Source organism: Paracoccus sp. Ld10, assembly GCF_045064235.1.
Lineage (GTDB): Bacteria > Pseudomonadota > Alphaproteobacteria > Rhodobacterales > Rhodobacteraceae > Paracoccus.
Genome location: NZ_JBISHD010000027.1, coordinates 278,337 through 293,672 on the forward strand (window position 1 = coordinate 278,337; position 15,336 = coordinate 293,672).

Annotated in this window: 17 protein-coding genes; 7 read left to right on the forward strand and 10 right to left on the reverse strand. The window is 66.8% G+C overall.

The features are described 5' to 3' along the window. Positions 1 to 22 precede the first annotated feature (22 nt). Complete coding sequence (gene yghU, locus ACJJVR_RS09695) at positions 23 to 886, forward strand: glutathione-dependent disulfide-bond oxidoreductase (protein ID WP_405404102.1); 864 nt, start codon at positions 23 to 25, stop codon at positions 884 to 886. A 48-nt stretch (positions 887 to 934) separates the two neighbouring features. Here the strand turns inward: yghU and ilvC are convergent, their stop codons facing one another. Then, positions 935 to 1,957: a ketol-acid reductoisomerase gene (ilvC, locus tag ACJJVR_RS09700; RefSeq protein ID WP_405404104.1), complete on the reverse strand. Its 1,023-nt coding sequence runs from the start codon at positions 1,955 to 1,957 to the stop codon at positions 935 to 937. A 128-nt stretch (positions 1,958 to 2,085) separates the two neighbouring features. Between ilvC and ACJJVR_RS09705 the strand changes: the two genes are divergently transcribed. Both ACJJVR_RS09705 and ACJJVR_RS09710 read left to right on the forward strand, forming a co-directional pair. Beyond that, a complete protein-coding gene (locus ACJJVR_RS09705) occupies positions 2,086 to 2,541 on the forward strand; it encodes an Lrp/AsnC family transcriptional regulator (RefSeq protein WP_405404106.1) in 456 nt (151 codons plus the stop codon). After that, a complete protein-coding gene (locus tag ACJJVR_RS09710) occupies positions 2,538 to 2,996 on the forward strand; it encodes an Lrp/AsnC family transcriptional regulator (RefSeq protein WP_405404108.1) in 459 nt (152 codons plus the stop codon). The genes ACJJVR_RS09705 and ACJJVR_RS09710 overlap by 4 nt, the downstream gene beginning before the upstream one ends. A 10-nt stretch (positions 2,997 to 3,006) precedes the next feature. On the opposite strand, the gene ilvD is transcribed toward ACJJVR_RS09710, so the two are convergent. After that, positions 3,007 to 4,845, reverse strand: a complete 1,839-nt coding sequence (gene ilvD / locus ACJJVR_RS09715) for a dihydroxy-acid dehydratase (RefSeq protein ID WP_405404110.1) — start codon at positions 4,843 to 4,845, stop codon at positions 3,007 to 3,009. Between the two features lie 167 nt (positions 4,846 to 5,012). After that, positions 5,013 to 5,327, reverse strand: coding sequence for a DMT family transporter (locus tag ACJJVR_RS09720; protein WP_405404112.1), 315 nt, complete (start codon positions 5,325 to 5,327; stop codon positions 5,013 to 5,015). 222 nt (positions 5,328 to 5,549) lie between these two features. Between ACJJVR_RS09720 and ACJJVR_RS09725 the strand changes: the two genes are divergently transcribed. Then, positions 5,550 to 5,723, forward strand: coding sequence for a hypothetical protein (locus ACJJVR_RS09725; protein ID WP_405404114.1), 174 nt, complete (start codon positions 5,550 to 5,552; stop codon positions 5,721 to 5,723). A 4-nt stretch (positions 5,724 to 5,727) separates the two neighbouring features. Here the strand turns inward: ACJJVR_RS09725 and ACJJVR_RS09730 are convergent, their stop codons facing one another. The 4 genes from ACJJVR_RS09730 to ACJJVR_RS09745 form a co-directional block, all read right to left on the reverse strand. After that, entirely contained in the window at positions 5,728 to 6,327 is a 600-nt protein-coding gene (locus tag ACJJVR_RS09730; protein ID WP_405404116.1) for an HNH endonuclease, read from the reverse strand. 157 nt (positions 6,328 to 6,484) lie between these two features. Then, positions 6,485 to 7,141: an alpha/beta hydrolase gene (locus ACJJVR_RS09735; protein ID WP_405404118.1), complete on the reverse strand. Its 657-nt coding sequence runs from the start codon at positions 7,139 to 7,141 to the stop codon at positions 6,485 to 6,487. Then, positions 7,138 to 7,770, reverse strand: a complete 633-nt coding sequence (locus tag ACJJVR_RS09740; protein WP_405404120.1) for a DNA-3-methyladenine glycosylase family protein — start codon at positions 7,768 to 7,770, stop codon at positions 7,138 to 7,140. The genes ACJJVR_RS09735 and ACJJVR_RS09740 overlap by 4 nt, the downstream gene beginning before the upstream one ends. Further along, entirely contained in the window at positions 7,763 to 8,386 is a 624-nt protein-coding gene (locus ACJJVR_RS09745) for a GntR family transcriptional regulator (RefSeq protein WP_405404121.1), read from the reverse strand. Before ACJJVR_RS09745 ends, ACJJVR_RS09740 begins: the two co-directional genes overlap by 8 nt. A 65-nt stretch (positions 8,387 to 8,451) precedes the next feature. On the opposite strand from ACJJVR_RS09745, the gene ACJJVR_RS09750 reads away from it, so the two are divergent. Together ACJJVR_RS09750 and ACJJVR_RS09755 are read left to right on the forward strand one after the other, a co-directional pair. After that, positions 8,452 to 9,114 carry a pyrimidine 5'-nucleotidase gene (locus ACJJVR_RS09750; RefSeq protein ID WP_405404123.1) on the forward strand — a complete coding sequence of 221 codons (663 nt, stop codon included), beginning with the start codon at positions 8,452 to 8,454 and terminating at the stop codon, positions 9,112 to 9,114. 71 nt (positions 9,115 to 9,185) lie between these two features. Then, positions 9,186 to 10,385 (forward strand): UbiH/UbiF family hydroxylase, encoded by a 1,200-nt coding sequence (locus ACJJVR_RS09755; protein ID WP_405404124.1) that lies wholly within the window; start codon positions 9,186 to 9,188, stop codon positions 10,383 to 10,385. Positions 10,386 to 10,451: 66 nt separating this feature from the next. Here the strand turns inward: ACJJVR_RS09755 and dapA are convergent, their stop codons facing one another. After that, the gene (gene dapA, locus ACJJVR_RS09760; RefSeq protein WP_405404126.1) at positions 10,452 to 11,327 is read right to left on the reverse strand and encodes a 4-hydroxy-tetrahydrodipicolinate synthase; all 876 of its coding nucleotides are present in this window, start codon (positions 11,325 to 11,327) and stop codon (positions 10,452 to 10,454) included. Between the two features lie 123 nt (positions 11,328 to 11,450). On the opposite strand from dapA, the gene ACJJVR_RS09765 reads away from it, so the two are divergent. Further along, a complete protein-coding gene (locus tag ACJJVR_RS09765; RefSeq protein WP_405404128.1) occupies positions 11,451 to 13,514 on the forward strand; it encodes a lytic transglycosylase domain-containing protein in 2,064 nt (687 codons plus the stop codon). On the opposite strand, the gene ACJJVR_RS09770 is transcribed toward ACJJVR_RS09765, so the two are convergent. Both ACJJVR_RS09770 and ACJJVR_RS09775 read right to left on the reverse strand, forming a co-directional pair. Next, positions 13,480 to 14,433 (reverse strand): DMT family transporter, encoded by a 954-nt coding sequence (locus ACJJVR_RS09770; protein ID WP_405404130.1) that lies wholly within the window; start codon positions 14,431 to 14,433, stop codon positions 13,480 to 13,482. The two genes, ACJJVR_RS09765 and ACJJVR_RS09770, sit on opposite strands and share 35 nt — an antisense overlap. A 100-nt stretch (positions 14,434 to 14,533) precedes the next feature. Next, positions 14,534 to 15,322: an inositol monophosphatase family protein gene (locus ACJJVR_RS09775; RefSeq protein ID WP_405404132.1), complete on the reverse strand. Its 789-nt coding sequence runs from the start codon at positions 15,320 to 15,322 to the stop codon at positions 14,534 to 14,536. Positions 15,323 to 15,336 lie beyond the last annotated feature (14 nt).

Genomic DNA, 15,336 nt, shown 5'->3' on the forward strand with positions numbered 1-15,336 from the left:
ACGCAATGACAGGACATCCCCGATGAGTGATGACTATACCCCGCCCAAGGTCTGGACCCCGGGCAAGGAAAACGGCGGCCAGTTCGCCAGCATCAACAAACCCACAGCCGGTGCGCAATACGACCGCGACCTGCCTGTCGGTGAGCATCCGCTGCAGCTGTATTCGCTGGCCACGCCCAACGGGCAAAAGGTCACCATCCTGTTGGAGGAGCTGCTGGAGGCAGGCCACGACGCCGAATACGACGCCTGGCTGATCAAGATCGGGGACGGCGATCAATTCGGCAGCGGCTTTGTCGCAGCGAACCCCAACAGCAAGATACCCGCGCTGATGGACCATTCGGTCACCCCCCCGCAGCGGGTGTTCGAATCCGGGTCCATCCTGCTGTATCTGGCGGAAAAGTACGGGGCCTTTCTGCCGACCGATCCGGCGGCGCGGACCGAGACGCTGAACTGGCTGTTCTGGCAGATGGGCGCGGGCCCGTACCTGGGCGGTGGCTTTGGGCATTTCTACGCTTATGCGCCGATCAAGATCGAATATGCGATCGACCGCTTTGCGATGGAGGTCAAACGTCAGCTGGACCTGCTGGACAAGCGTCTGGCAGATAACCGTTTCGTGGCCGGCGACGATTACACGATCGCCGATATGGCCATCTGGCCGTGGTACGGGCGCCTGGTCACCGGCGGTGCCTATGGCGATTCGGCGACATTCCTGGATGTTGCCAGCTATACCAACGTGCATCGCTGGCAGGCCGAAATTGCAAAACGTCCCGCGGTTCAGCGCGGCATCATGGTCAACGCGACGTCGGGTGATCCGTCCAGACAGCTGCATGAACGTCACGCCGCGTCCGATTTCCAGACCCAGACGCAAGACAAGCTGGCGAAATGAAAAAAGCCCGGGCACTGCCCGGGCTTTCCAAAATGACGGGTCCGCAGATCAGTTGCGGGCCTTGTCGACCATCTTGCCTTTGCTGATCCACGGCATCATTTCGCGCAGCTTGGCCCCGACTTTTTCGATCTGGTGCTCGTCGTTGATGCGACGGGTCGCCTTGAACGACGGTTGGCCGACAGCATTCTCGATCATGAAATCACGAACGAACTTGCCGGTCTGGATATCGGTCAGAACCGCCTTCATCCGTGCCTTGGTCTCGTCATAGGGCAGGATGCGCGGGCCGCTGACATATTCGCCGAATTCGGCCGTGTTGCTGATCGAATAGTTCATGTTGGCGATGCCGCCTTCATAGATCAGGTCGACGATCAGCTTGACCTCGTGCAGGCACTCAAAATAAGCCATTTCGGGCTCATAGCCAGCCTCGACCAGCGTCTCAAAGCCCATGCGGATCAGTTCGACCAGACCACCGCACAGGACAGCCTGCTCACCGAACAGGTCGGTCTCGCATTCCTCGCGGAAGTTGGTCTCGATGATCCCCGAACGCCCGCCACCAATGGCCGAGCAATAGGACAGGCCGATATCCATCGCCTTGCCCGACGCGTTCTGGTGCACCGCGACCAGGCAGGGCACGCCGCCGCCCTTGGTGTATTCGCCGCGGACGGTGTGGCCGGGACCCTTGGGTGCCATCATGATGACATCGACGCCGGGCTTGGGCTCGATCAGGCCGAAATGCACGTTCAGGCCGTGGGCAAAGGCGATCGCCGCGCCTTCGCGCAGGTTGTCATGGACGTATTTCTTGTAGGTCTCTGCCTGCAGTTCGTCCGGCATGGTGAACATGATGACATCGCACCACGCCGCGGCCTCGGCGATGCCCATGACCTTCAGACCCTCGCCTTCAGCCTTCTTGGCCGACGGGCTGCCCTCGCGCAGGGCGACGACGACGTTCTTTGCACCGCTGTCACGCAGGTTCAGCGCATGGGCATGGCCCTGGCTGCCATAGCCCAGGATTGCAACCTTGGCGTCCTTGATCAGGTTCACGTCGCAATCGCGGTCATAGTAAACGCGCATGGGAAAGTCCTTTCGATTTGCTGACATCGTTCTAGCGCACCGGGCGCCAGAAAACCCATGCGAACGACCGATGATCTGACCTCTTTCCGAAAAGATCATGCGCTGTTATGCCGGTTGTCATGATATTCATGCCCGACCCCACCGATCGCCGCATTCTGCGTCAGCTTCTGGCCGATCCGGCTGCTGCCAATGCCACGCTTGCCGAACGCGCGGGCGTCACCACCGCCAGCCTGTGGCGCCGGATGGAACGCCTGCGCGAGGCGGGCGTGCTGCGCGGCGTGCAGGCGCGGATCGACTGGCGCGCGATGGGCTGGGCGGTCGAGGTCAGCCTGCGCTTTACGTTGGACAAGACCAACCCCCGCGCTTTTGACGAGTTCGTCGCCGCCCTGCGCGAGGTCCCCGAGGTGATCGAGATCCAGTCCTTTCTGGGCAGCGTCGATTGGCGCGCATCGGTGATTGCACGCGACATGGCGCATTGGCAGCAGGTCTATCGCGACCGCATCCTGACCCTGCCGCATATCGCCGAACTGGACGCGCTGATGCTGGTCGCGACCATCAAGGACAGCGAGGATCTGGCTCTGTGACCGATCTGGATGCGACCGATCTGGCCATCCTGCGCGTGCTGGCACGCGACGCGACCACCAGCGCCGCCGATATCGGTCGCACGATAGGCATCGGCCAGCCGGCGACCTGGCGGCGCATCCGGCGCCTGACGGATCAGGGCGTGATCGCCGGGCGGCGCGTGGTGCTGGACCCGGCTGCTTTGGGGTTCGGGGTGACCGTGTTCCTGGGGATAAAGCTGGCCGCCAAAGGCCGCACGGGCCTCGAGGATTTCGAGCGCGCCGTCACCGCCATCCCCGAGGTGCAGCTGGTCCAGCACGTGCTGGGCCAGTTCGACTATCGCCTGCGAATCACCGCCCGCGACATCAGCGATTTCGAACGCATCCTGCGCCGGCGCATCATGACCCTGCCCGGCGTGGGTCAGGTCGAGGCGAACGTGATGCTGTCCGAGGAACGCCGCCCCGGCCCGTTGGGCTGAGGCGCAGGCCTCAGTCCGGGATCACCCGAACCGCGCCCTTGGCCGCGCTGGTCGTCATCGACGCATAGGCGCGCAGCGCAGTGGTGATCTTGCGCTTGCGCGGCTTGGCGGGCTTCCACCCTTCGGCGTCGCGGGTGGCGCGGCGCGCTGCCAGGGTCGCGTCATCCACGACCAGCTCGATCTTGCGGTTGGGGATGTCGATACGGATCAGGTCGCCCTGTTCGACCAGACCGATCGTGCCGCCCTCGGCCGCCTCGGGCGAGACATGGCCAATCGACAGCCCCGACGATCCGCCTGAAAAACGCCCGTCGGTCACCAGCGCGCATTCCTTGCCCAGCCCCTTGGATTTCAGATAGCTGGTCGGGTACAGCATCTCCTGCATCCCCGGCCCACCGCGCGGCCCTTCGTACCGGATCAGCACGACCTCTCCGGCCTTGACCTTGCCGGTCAGGATGGCGCTGACGCTGTCATCCTGGCTTTCAAAGATATGCGCAGGGCCCTCGAATGTCAGGTTCGATTCGTCCACGCCCGCGGTCTTCACGATGCAACCGTCCTCGGCCAGATTACCGTACAGAACGGCCAGCCCGCCATCGCGGGAAAACGCATGTTCTGCCGACCGGATCACCCCGCCCTCGCGGTCCAGATCCACGTCGTCATAACGGTTCGACTGCGAAAACGCGGTCTGGGTCGGCACCCCGCCCGGCGCCGCCCGAAAGAAATCATGCACCGACGCGGCGGTCGTACGCGACACGTCCCACCGGTCCAGCGCCTGCGCCAGCGTTCCGGAATGGACACTCCCAACGGATGTGTCCAACAGCCCCGCACGGTCCAGCTGGCCCAGGATGGCCATGATGCCGCCCGCGCGGTGAACGTCCTCCATGTGTACGTCGTCCTTGGCCGGGGCGACCTTGCACAGGACCGGCACCTTGCGCGACAGGCGGTCGATGTCGGACATGGTGAAATCGATCTCGGCCTCATGCGCTGCGGCCAGCAGGTGCAGGACGGTGTTGGTCGACCCGCCCATCGCGATGTCCAGCGTCATCGCATTCTCGAACGCGGCAAAGCTGGCGACGTTGCGCGGCAATACGGTAAAATCATCACCATCATAGTGGCGCTTTGCCAGATCGACGATCAGATGGCCGGCCTCGACGAACAGGCGTTTGCGGTCCGCGTGGGTGGCCAGGGTCGATCCGTTGCCCGGCAGGGACAGGCCCAAAGCCTCGGTCAGGCAGTTCATCGAATTGGCCGTGAACATGCCCGAACAGGATCCGCATGTCGGGCACGCTGCCTGTTCGATCGCCTCCAGATCCGTCTCGGACACCGAATCGTCGGCTGCCGCGACCATGGCGTCGACCAGATCCAGCGCCTTGACCCGACCGTCCTGCAGCACGACCTTGCCGGCCTCCATCGGGCCACCGGACACAAAGACCGTGGGGATGTTCAGGCGCAGCGACGCCATCAGCATGCCCGGCGTGATCTTGTCGCAGTTGCTGATGCAAACCATCGCGTCGGCGCAATGCGCGTTGACCATGTATTCCACCGAATCGGCGATGATCTCGCGCGAGGGCAGCGAATACAGCATGCCGTCATGACCCATGGCGATGCCGTCATCGACCGCGATCGTGTTGAATTCCTTGGCGATGCCACCTGCCGCCTCGACCTCGCGCGCGACCAGCTGACCCAGATCCTTCAGGTGGACATGGCCCGGGACGAATTGGGTAAAGCTGTTGACGATGGCGATGATCGGCTTGCCGAAATCACCGTCCTTCACGCCCGTCGCGCGCCACAGGCCACGTGCGCCGGCCATGTTGCGGCCATGGGTGGTGGTGCGGGAACGATAGGCGGGCATGATGGATCTCCTTTGGCTGGCATTGCGTCTATCACCCCTTTGCGCGGAAGGAAATTACCCCCGGCGCCGGAATTTCGCGGTTTTCTGTCGGCAGCGCATGCCGTGGCAGGCGGGGGGTCCGGGGGGCGCAGCGCCCCCGGCCGTCGCGGGACGCAACCCGCGCCGCATCAAGACGCGATCTTCATCACCACGATTCCCGCAATGATCAACCCTGCCGCCGCCATCCGCATCGCGGTCGCCGGCTCGGCCAGAAACGCAACGCCAACAATGAAACTGCCGACCGCGCCAATGCCGGACCACACCATATAGGCCGTGCCCAGGGGCAAGGACCGCATCGCCATGGCCAACAGCCAGAAGGACGCGGCCATGCCGGCGATCATCCCGATGGTGGGGACGGGCCGGGTAAAGCCCGCCGAATATTTCATCGCCGTCGCCCAGACGATTTCCAGCACACCGGCCGCCGTCAGAAAAAGCCATGGCATGGCTGAACTCTCCGAATGATCCGGGCCGTCCCGGAGGTCTCAGCCCGACAGGGGGAGGTCGTCCTCTGCCCCTGATCTACGGCACCGGATGGGGGCGTTCAAGGCTGCGGCCAGTTCGGCGTGATATCGCCCCGCATCCGTCAAAACGTCGCGGATTCTTCACATGGTCTTTCCAACCCGCCTCGGCAGGCCCATATTGACCCACAGGAGAAGGAGTGTTCCATGCCGCTGACCCATTTCCTTGCGTTGATCGCCGTGACGATCCTGGCCGCCGCGGTGACGCTGTGGGCGGGACTGTCGGCGGGCGTGCCGCCGGTGGCGTTTCTGCTGCTTGCGCTCAGCGGTGCCGTGCTGGTCCATCTGAACAACCGCGATCGTCACGACCACGACGGCTGATCGGTCAGCTGTCCAGTTCCGCGTCCCAATACAGATAATCCATCCAGCTGTCGTGAAGGTGGTTCGGCGGAAAACGCCGTCCGATCGCATGCATCTCGACGGCAGACGGCTGACGCGCGGGCTTTCGCAGATGCATGCCGGAATGACGCAGGCTGCGATTGGCCTTTTTCAGGTTGCAGGGCGAACAGGCCGCGACCACGTTCTCCCAGCTGGTGATCCCGCCGCGCGACCGCGGCACGACGTGATCGAATGTCAGGTCCCCCTTGGCGCCACAGTACTGGCAACAGAATTCGTCCCTCAGAAAAAGATTGAAGCGCGTGAATGCCACGCGCTTCTGGGGTCGGACGAAATCTTTCAGCACCACCACGGATGGGATGCGGAACGCCTGTCGCTGGCTTCGGACCTCGTGGTCGTATTCGGCGATGATCGTCACCCGGTCCAGGAACACCGCCTTGATCGCCTCCTGCCACGGCCACAAGGACAGCGGATAATAGGACAGCGGCCGATAATCGGCGTTCAGCACCAGCGCCGGATAGTGGCGCAGATTGGCCGGTTCGCGCACGAACTGCGTTCGAAAGTCGGGGTGGTGATGGTCGTCCAGCATAGTGCCTTCCCGTCTGCCCCATGGGGTTGACCGGGGCGCCCGTCAGATCCGTCGCGTCGACTATATCTGGCGGCGGCAATCTGGCAAGCCCCCGCATCTATTCCCGACGCACCATCCCATACCCGCATACGGTGACACCGGCGTGACGCCCCGCCGATCAGTCGGCCAGGTGCTCCTTCAGGAACGCCAACGCGACCGACAATCCGTCTGGAGAGATGCCATGCCCGGTTCCCTCCATGACATGGCCATAGACGGTGAACCCGGCCTCCTGCAGGGCCTGCCCGGCCAATGCCATGTCGTCAAACGGCACGACCTCGTCCTGATCGCCGTGGATCAACAGGACCGGCGGCTTGACCCAGGCCTCGTCCGCCAGCACCTCGGGGGTCAGCAGGCGGCCCGAAAACCCGACGACGCCCGCCACCGCCTCGTCGCGGCGCGGCGCCACGTGCAGCGCCATCATCGTGCCTTGGGAAAAGCCCACCAGCACCATCCGGTCGGGGGTCAGTGCCTCTGCGGCCAGCACGGTATCCAGAAACGCGTTCAGCGCGGTCAGGGACTGGCCCATGCTGATACGGGCGTCGACCTCGGACGACCCATCCAGCCAAGGGATCGGGAACCACTGGTATCCCATCGGATTGTTGCGCGACGGTTCCGGCGCGTCCGGCGCGTAAAAGGCCGTCGTGGGCAGATGCGGCGCCAGCGGTTCCGACAGGCCCAGCAGGTCGGTCCCGTCGGCCCCGTAGCCGTGCAGAAACACGACGACCGATCCGGCCTTTTCGGGGCCCCGGCGGGCGGATTGCAGCGGTTCGGTCATGATATTCCCTCGCGTCCTTTGGCCCAGCGGTAATAGGCCCACAGCCCCCGCGCCGCAACCGCGCGCCACGGCTGCCACGGTTCGGCCAGCACCCGCAGCGCCGCGGGGCCGGGCCGTTCCGGCAGGCCGTACATGCCGCGCGCGGCCTCCTGCAACGCCAGGTCGCCCGCCGCAAAGACGTCCCTGCGGCCCAGCGCGAACATCAGATAGATCTCGGCGGTCCAGACCCCGATGCCCGGCAGCGCGACCAGGTCGGCAATGGCCCGTTCGTCGGGCAGATCGCGCAAACCGTCCCAGTCCAGCCCCGCCGCGGCGATGCCCCGCAGATAGCGCGCCTTGGGCCGCGACAGCCCCGCCGCGCGCAGCGTGTCGTCGTCGGCGTCGCGCAATGTCGCCTGATGGTCCAGCCCCGCCGCCTGCAGCCGTCCCCAGATCGCCGCCGCCGCCGCGACCGACACCTGCTGGCCCACGATGGCCTGCGCCATCGCCGCGAACCCGTCCGGCTGGCGGCGCAGCGGCAGCGGGCCCAGTTCGGGCAGCACCCGCGCCCAGACCGGACAGTTGGCCGCCAGATGCGCGCAACCCTCGTCGATGTCGGCCTGTGTCAGGATCAGGCGCGGCTCAGCCACTGGCCTGCGCCTCCAGCTTCAGCCGCGTCTCCCACGCGATCGAGATGTGATGGCGCAGCGCCTTGTCCGCCGCCGCCCCGTCGCCCGCCGCGATCGCATCGACGATGCGCCCATGTTCCGCCAGCGCGGTGTCGCCCCGCCCCTCGGCCGCCAGCGACGTGCGCGCCATCAGTGCCATGGTCCGGTGCACCAGGTCCAGCTGCTGCACCAGATAGCGGTTGTGCGACGCCAGGTGAAGCTGCCGGTGGAACCGCTTGTTGGCACGGGCCAGCGCCTCGGGGTCGCCCTTGGCGCGGCGGTCCTCCTCGACCATCTGGGCCAGGACGCGCACCTCCTCGGGGGTGGCGTGGCGGGCGGCCAGACGCGCGGCCAGCGCCTCCAGCTCCGCCCGCACGGTATACAGTTCCGCCAGCTGGTTGTGGTCCAGCGACGCCACGATCAGGCTGCGCCCGTCGCGCACCAGCATGGCCTGTGTCTCCAGCCGCTGCAGCGCCTCGCGCACGGGGGTGCGGCTGACGCCGAACCGTTCGGCCAGCTCGGATTCGACCAGCCGGTCGCCGGGGCGATAGGTGCCGCCCTCGATGGCGGTCAGGATCAGGGAATAGGCGTCTTTCATGGGCGCAACGATTGGCCCTGCGGGCCCGAATTGCAAGCGGCCAGCGCGCAAGCTATGCCTCTGCCATGGATTTTTCGCATGTCACCGGCTGGATCTTTGATCTGGACAACACCCTCTACCCGCCCGAGGCGCAGCTGTTTGCGCAGATCGAGGTGCGGATGACCGCCTGGATGATGCGCACGCTGGACGTGCCGCAGGATCATGCCAACCGTCTGCGCGCCGATTACTGGCGGCTGCACGGCACCACGCTGGCGGGGCTGATGGACGAACACCAGATCGATCCCGCGGCCTATCTGGCCGACGTGCACGACATCGATTTTTCGGTGCTGGAACCGGACCCCGACCTTGCCGCCGCCATCGCCGCCCTGCCGGGGCGACGGATCATCCACACCAACGGCGATGCGGGATACGCCCGCCGCGTGCTGGCCGCCCGCGCCCTGCCCGAGGATCTGTTCGACGCCGTCTATGGCATCGAAGAATCGGGCTTTCACCCCAAACCCGACCCCCGCGCCTATGCACCCATCCTGGCCGCGTCCGGCATCGACCCCCGCAACGCCGCCTTCTTCGAGGACGACCCCCGCAACCTGATCGTGCCGCATGATCTGGGCATGCGCACCGTGCTGGTCGGCGACGGCCGCCATGGCCCTGATGCACTGACCGGCGCGGTCGGGCCCCATGTCCAGCACCGCACCCACGACCTGACCGGGTTTCTGCGCGCGCTGGTCTGACTGCGACAGCGCCGCCCCTTTCCCCCGCCCGCGCCGCAGGGCAGTCTGGGCGCGAACCGAAAGGGCATGCCATGACCGACACGCGCATCGATGACATCGACATTCTGATCTCGGGCGGCGGGCTGGCCGGGCTGATCGCCACCTGCGCCTTCGGGGCTCAAGGGTTCTCGGTCCTCTGCGTCGACCCCGCCCCCCCGGTGACCGAGGAGGGCGCGACAGGCGCAGACCTGCGCTCCACCGCGTTCCTGATGCCGTCGGTCGCGCTGTTCGAACGCATCGGGTTGTGGGAACATCTTGCCCCCCACGCCACCGCGCTGCAGGTTATGCGCATCGTCGATGCAGGCGGTGCCGCGGCCACCCCGCGCCTGACGCGCGACTTTAATGCCGCCGAAATCGGCGACCAACCCTTTGGCTGGAACCTGCCCAACTGGCTGATGCGGCGCGAACTGATGACGCGCATCAACGCCCTGCCCTCGGTCCGGGTGATCCACGACACCGCCACCGCCACGGTCCTGCCCCGGTCCGAAGGCGCGATCGTGACCCTGACCGACGGTCGCCGCCTGCGCGCGCGCCTGCTGATCGGCGCGGACGGGCGCGATTCGACCGTCCGCAGCGCCTTGGGCATCGGTACGCGGACTTGGCGCTATGGGCAAAAGGCGCTGGCCTTTGCCGTCACGCATGACCAACCCCATCACAACGTCTCGACCGAGGTGCACCGCACTGGCGGGCCCTTCACGCTGGTCCCACTGCCCGACCGCGGCGGACAACCCGGATCGGCAGTCGTCTGGATGGACGATTCTGCTGCCATCGACGCGCTGGCAGCCCTGCCCGCACGGGCATTCGAGGATGCGCTGAATGACCGCTCGGCCGGGGTGCTGGGCCATTTGCGCGCGGCCACGCCGCTGACATCCTGGCCCATCGTCAGCCAGATCGCCGACCGCTTTTCCGGCCCCAGCACCGCCCTGATCGCCGAGGCCGCCCATGTCCTGCCCCCCATCGGCGCGCAGGGCCTCAACATGAGCCTGGCCGACCTCTCCGCCCTGCTGGACTTCAGCCGCGCCGAACCGGGCAGCGCCGACAGCCTGACACGCTATAACCGGACGCGCCGACCCGACGCCTATGCGCGCATCTTGGCCATCGACGCGCTGAACCGCGCCAGCCAGGCACAGATGCGCCCGCTGCGCGACCTGCGCGCCGCGGCTCTTGGGGGGTTGTACGGGATGGCGCCGGTGCGCCGGATGATGATGCGGGCCGGTCTGGGTCTCAGCTAAGGCACCGGCACGGCGCGACACCGGGGGGTGCGGGGGGCTGGCCCCCCGCCCGTCGCGGGACGCAGATCAGATCAGTCCGGCATGCTCCAGCGCCGCATCGATCAGGTGCCGCGTCGGTTCGGTCAGCGGTGTCAACGGCAGGCGCACCCGTTCGTTGCACAGGCCCAGACGCGACATGGCGTATTTCGCCCCCACCAGACCCGGCTCGACAAAGATCGCCAGGTGCAGCGGCATCAGCCGGTCCTGAATCTCCAGCGCCGCCGCGTAATCGCCGCGCAGCGTGGCCTCCTGGAACTGCGCGGACAGGCGCGGCGCGACGTTCGCGGTCACGCTGATGCAGCCCACGCCGCCATGCGCGTTGAATCCCAGGGCCGTTGCGTCCTCTCCGGACAGCTGGATGAAATCCGCCCCGCAGGTCATGCGCTGGCAGCTGACCCGCTCCAGCTTTCCAGTCGCGTCCTTGACCCCGATGATCGACGGGATGCGCGCCAGCACCCCCATCGTTTCGGGCATCATGTCCACGACCGACCGCCCCGGAATGTTATAGATGATGATCGGCAGGTCGCAGGCATCCGTCAGTGCGGTATAATGCGCGATCAGCCCCGCCTGCGTCGGCTTGTTGTAATAGGGCGTCACGACCAGACCCGCATCCGCACCCACGCTGGCCGCGTGCTGCAGCAGGCCGATGCCCTCGCGTGTCGAATTGGACCCGGCCCCGGCGATGACCGGCACGCGGCCATTCACCGCACGCACGACCTCCTCAATGACGGTGCGATGCTCGTCATGGGTCAGGGTCGGGCTTTCGCCGGTGGTGCCGACGGGGACCAGCGCGTGACTGCCCTGATCGATATGCCATTCGACCAGCTTTTGCAGCGTGTCCAGATCCAGCTCGCCGTCCGGGGTGAACGGCGTGACGAGGGCTGGCATCGACCCTTTGAACATGACACGCTCCATGATGATCCTTGGTGAAAGCAGGCAATTATGCGGTCCTCCCTAACCAAGGGCCGCGAACTTGCCAAGGTTGTGAATTGCGCGCGGGGCGTTTGACGGTGACACAGGGTGGTGATGCGACTTCTGCGTGACATGATGATGGCCGGCCTGCTGGCCCTTCCCCTGACCCTGCCCGCGCGGGCCGAGGATCCGGGCGCGATGGCGCTGGCGCTGGCCGCGACCCAGGTTCAGGACTGGGTGACCGCCCGCAACGCTGCCCGCGCCGCAGGCCCCTTGGGCGAGGCGCTGGTCGGCTGGCACGCCCTGCGCGCGGGCCATGGCGATTTTGCCGATTACGCGGCCTTTCTGCGCAATCATCCCGACTGGCCCGGCCTGGACCTGCTGATCCAGCGCGGAGAGGCGCGCCTGCGCCCCGGCGCCGATCCCGACGACATCCGCCTGTGGTTCGACGGGCGCCGCCCGACCACGCGGGCCGGGCTGAACGCGCTGACCGCGATCCTGCCCGATGCCGACGCCACCCGGACCCGCGCGGCATTCTTTACCGCCCAGCCCCTGCAGGCCGCGGACGAGGCCGCCCTGCTGGCCGCCTTTCCCGAACTGCTGCCCCTGATCCCCGCGCGCGTCACCGCGATGCTGGATACGGGCGAATGGGCCCAGGCCGAACGCCTGCTGGCGCGCCTGCCCGATACCGACCGCCCCCTGCCCCGCGCCCGGATCGCCGTGCAGGCCGGGCGCGGGGGCGTCGACGACCTAATCCTGGCGCTGCCTGCGGATCAGCGCGCCGATCCGGGGTTGGCGATGGACCGGTTCGATTGGCGCGTGGCCGCGAAACAGCATAACGGGGCGCAATCCCTGCTGCTCGAATCCTCGACCAGCGCGGATGCCCTGCGTGTTCCGGCGCGGTGGGCGTCGATGCGGGTGGATTACGCCCGTCTGGCCATGCGGAACGGCGATTGGGACCGCGCGCTGCGGCTGGCAAGCCCGCATTTCCTGACGCCCGACAACCGCCATTATGCCGATCTGGAATGGCTGGCGGGCTTTGCCGCGCTCAAAACCGGCGATCCGGCTCGTGCGCTGACCCATTTCGACCACCTTGAAACCGTTGTCGGTGCCGCGATCAGCACATCTCGCGCCCTATACTGGCAGGGCCGTGCACATGATGCCCTGGGCGACGCCGACGCCGCCCGCACCGCGTTCGACGCCGCCGCCGACCTGCCCGGCACCTATTACGGCCAACTGGCGATGGAAAAGGTCGGCCGCACCCTGCCCGCCGATTACGCCGTGGCCGACGCGGCCATCGACAGCCTGCCCGACTGGCGCGGCAGTGCGCTGCGCGAGAACGCGATCTTTCGCGCCGGGCTGTGGCTGGTTGCCAGCGGCCGCCGCGATGACGCGCAACGGTTCCTGCTGCATCTGGCGGAAACCGCGACCCCCGACGACATCGCCCGCATGTCGCGCCTGATGTACGAGGCCGGGACCCCTTGGCACGGCCTGCGCCTGGCCAAGCAATCGGCCAATCAGGGCGTGATCTGGCCTGTCGCGCATTTCCCCCTGACGGGGCTGGAGCGCGAGGACTTGGGCCCGCCCCCCGAACTGGTCATGGCCATCGCGCGTCAGGAATCGGAATTCAATTACACCGCCAGCAGCTCGGTGGGCGCGCAGGGGCTGATGCAGGTCATGCCCGGAACCGCCGAACAGGTCACCCGCCAGATCGGCATGCCCTATGACCTGGGCCGCCTGTCGAGCGATGCCAGCTATAATGCGCGGATCGGGTCGCAATACCTGATCGATCTGGCCGACCGGTTCGGTCCCTCGGTGGCACTGATCGCGGCGGGCTACAATGCCGGGCCGGGGCGGTCTGCGCGCTGGCTGGAGGATTTCGGCGATCTGCGCCGCGACGCCGACCCCGTCGACTGGGTCGAGCTGATCCCGTTCGACGAAACCCGCAACTATGTCATGCGCGTGGCCGAGGCGCTGCCGATCTATCGCGCGCGCATCCACGGGGTGCCCGCCCCGGTCGTCACCCGGTGGGACCTGTCGGGCGGCGGCGCGGTACCGCCCCCGCCCGCGCGCCTGACGCTGGCCCTGTCCGCGCCGCCGCGGCCCAAGCCCTTTGTCGGTCCGCGCCTGCCCGCAGGCTGGATCAACGCGACCGGGTCCGCTGTCGCCACAGAGTGAACAGGCTGGCCGCGACCACGATGCACGCGCCCGCCACCACATTGGCACGCAGCGTCTCGTTGAACAGGAACACGCCCAGAATGCTGACCCAGACCAGCTGGGTATAGCCGAATGGCTGCAGGGCCGACGCCTCGGCCATCTCATAGCTGCGGATCATCAGGTAATGCGAGGTCATGCCGCAGGCGCACAGGCAGGCCATCCAGACCCAGTCCATCGGCGCCAGCCATTGCCAGTCCCAGATCCCAACCAGCGTCATCGCCACCGCCCCAGACACGCCGGTCCAGAAGAAACTGACCATGGCCGGATCGTCGCGCGACACGTGCCGCGTCAGCAGGCCGTACAGTGCAAACATCAGTGCGGCCGCAAACGGCAGCAGGGCGGTTGCGCTGATCACCCCGCCGCCGGGGTTCAGGATCACGATGATGCCCGCGAACCCCACCGCGATCGCGGTCCAGCGTCGCCAACCGACCTTTTCACCCAGGACCGGCCCAGACAGCGCCGCGACCAGCAGCGGATAGACGGAAAAGACCGCATGCGTTTCGATCAGGCCAAGACGGACAAAGGCCTCGACCATGATCAGCACCTCGAGTGCCAGGATCACGCCGCGGGCGATCTGGGTCAGGGGACGCTTGGTGCGGATGGCGCGCCTCAAGCCGCCCGGCTGGCGTGCGACCAACGCGATCACGAACAGCGCGAACACCCAGTACCGGATCATCACGATCAGCACCGGGGGATAGCCCCCGCCCAGAATGCGTGAAAACACGTCCTGAAAGGCGAATATCAGGCTGACCGCGCACATCATCGCGATGGCCAGACCGGTCCGGTCGCGGACGGGGACCTGCCCCTGCGGCGGGACCGGGGGCGGCGCCGCAACGGCGGCGGATGCGGCATAGGGCGGAGAGGGTCGGTCGTCGGACATGGGTGGGCGCTTTCAGGGGTCGGCCCCTGTTGCGCCCCCGTCCGGGCAAGGTCAAGCAAGGGTCAGGGTTGCACGATACGCAACCCCGACCTGTTGCGGTCTAGTCGCGGGCGCGGATGACCTTGGCGAACGGCTCCAGCAGCGTGGGGTTCGCGGCCACGATGCGCCCCGATTCCAGCGGGTCGTCGCCTTCGCGGATGCCGTGGACGAAACCGCCGGCCTCGCGCACCATCAGGATGCCCGCGGCCACGTCCCAGGATTTCGTGCCGCGTTCCCAATAGCCGTCGAACCGGCCCCCGGCGACATAGGCCAGGTTCAGCGCCGCCGACCCGAACCCGCGCACGCCCGCACAGACGGGCATCAGTTGCGCTAAATCCTGGATCATCGCGGGCAGCGGCCCGGTGCCGGCATGCGGGATCCCGGTGGAAAACACCGATTCGGACAGCTTGGTGCGGCCCGACACGCGCAGGCGCTGGTCGTTCATATAGGCGCCGGTGCCCTTTTCAGCCACGAACAGCTCGTCCTTGGCGGCGTCAAAGATGACCGCGGCGACGATCTCTTTCTTGTGCTCCAGCGCGATGCTGACGGCCCAATGCGGCAGGCCGTGCAGAAAGTTGGTGGTCCCGTCCAGCGGATCGACGATCCAGCGGCGGGTGGGGTCGTCGCCGTCGGTCCCGCCGGTTTCCTCTCCCAGCCAGCCATAGCTGGGGCGGGCGGTCATCAGTTCTTCCTTGATCAGGCGTTCGGCCTCGCGGTCGGCGCGGGTGACGAAATCGCCGGCGCCCTTGACGCTGACCTGAAGGTTCTCGACCTCGCGAAAGTCCTTGACGAGGGCGCGACCCGCCTTGCGGGCGGCCTTGATCATCACGTTCAGATTGGCGCTTGCCATCGGGTGCTCCGGGA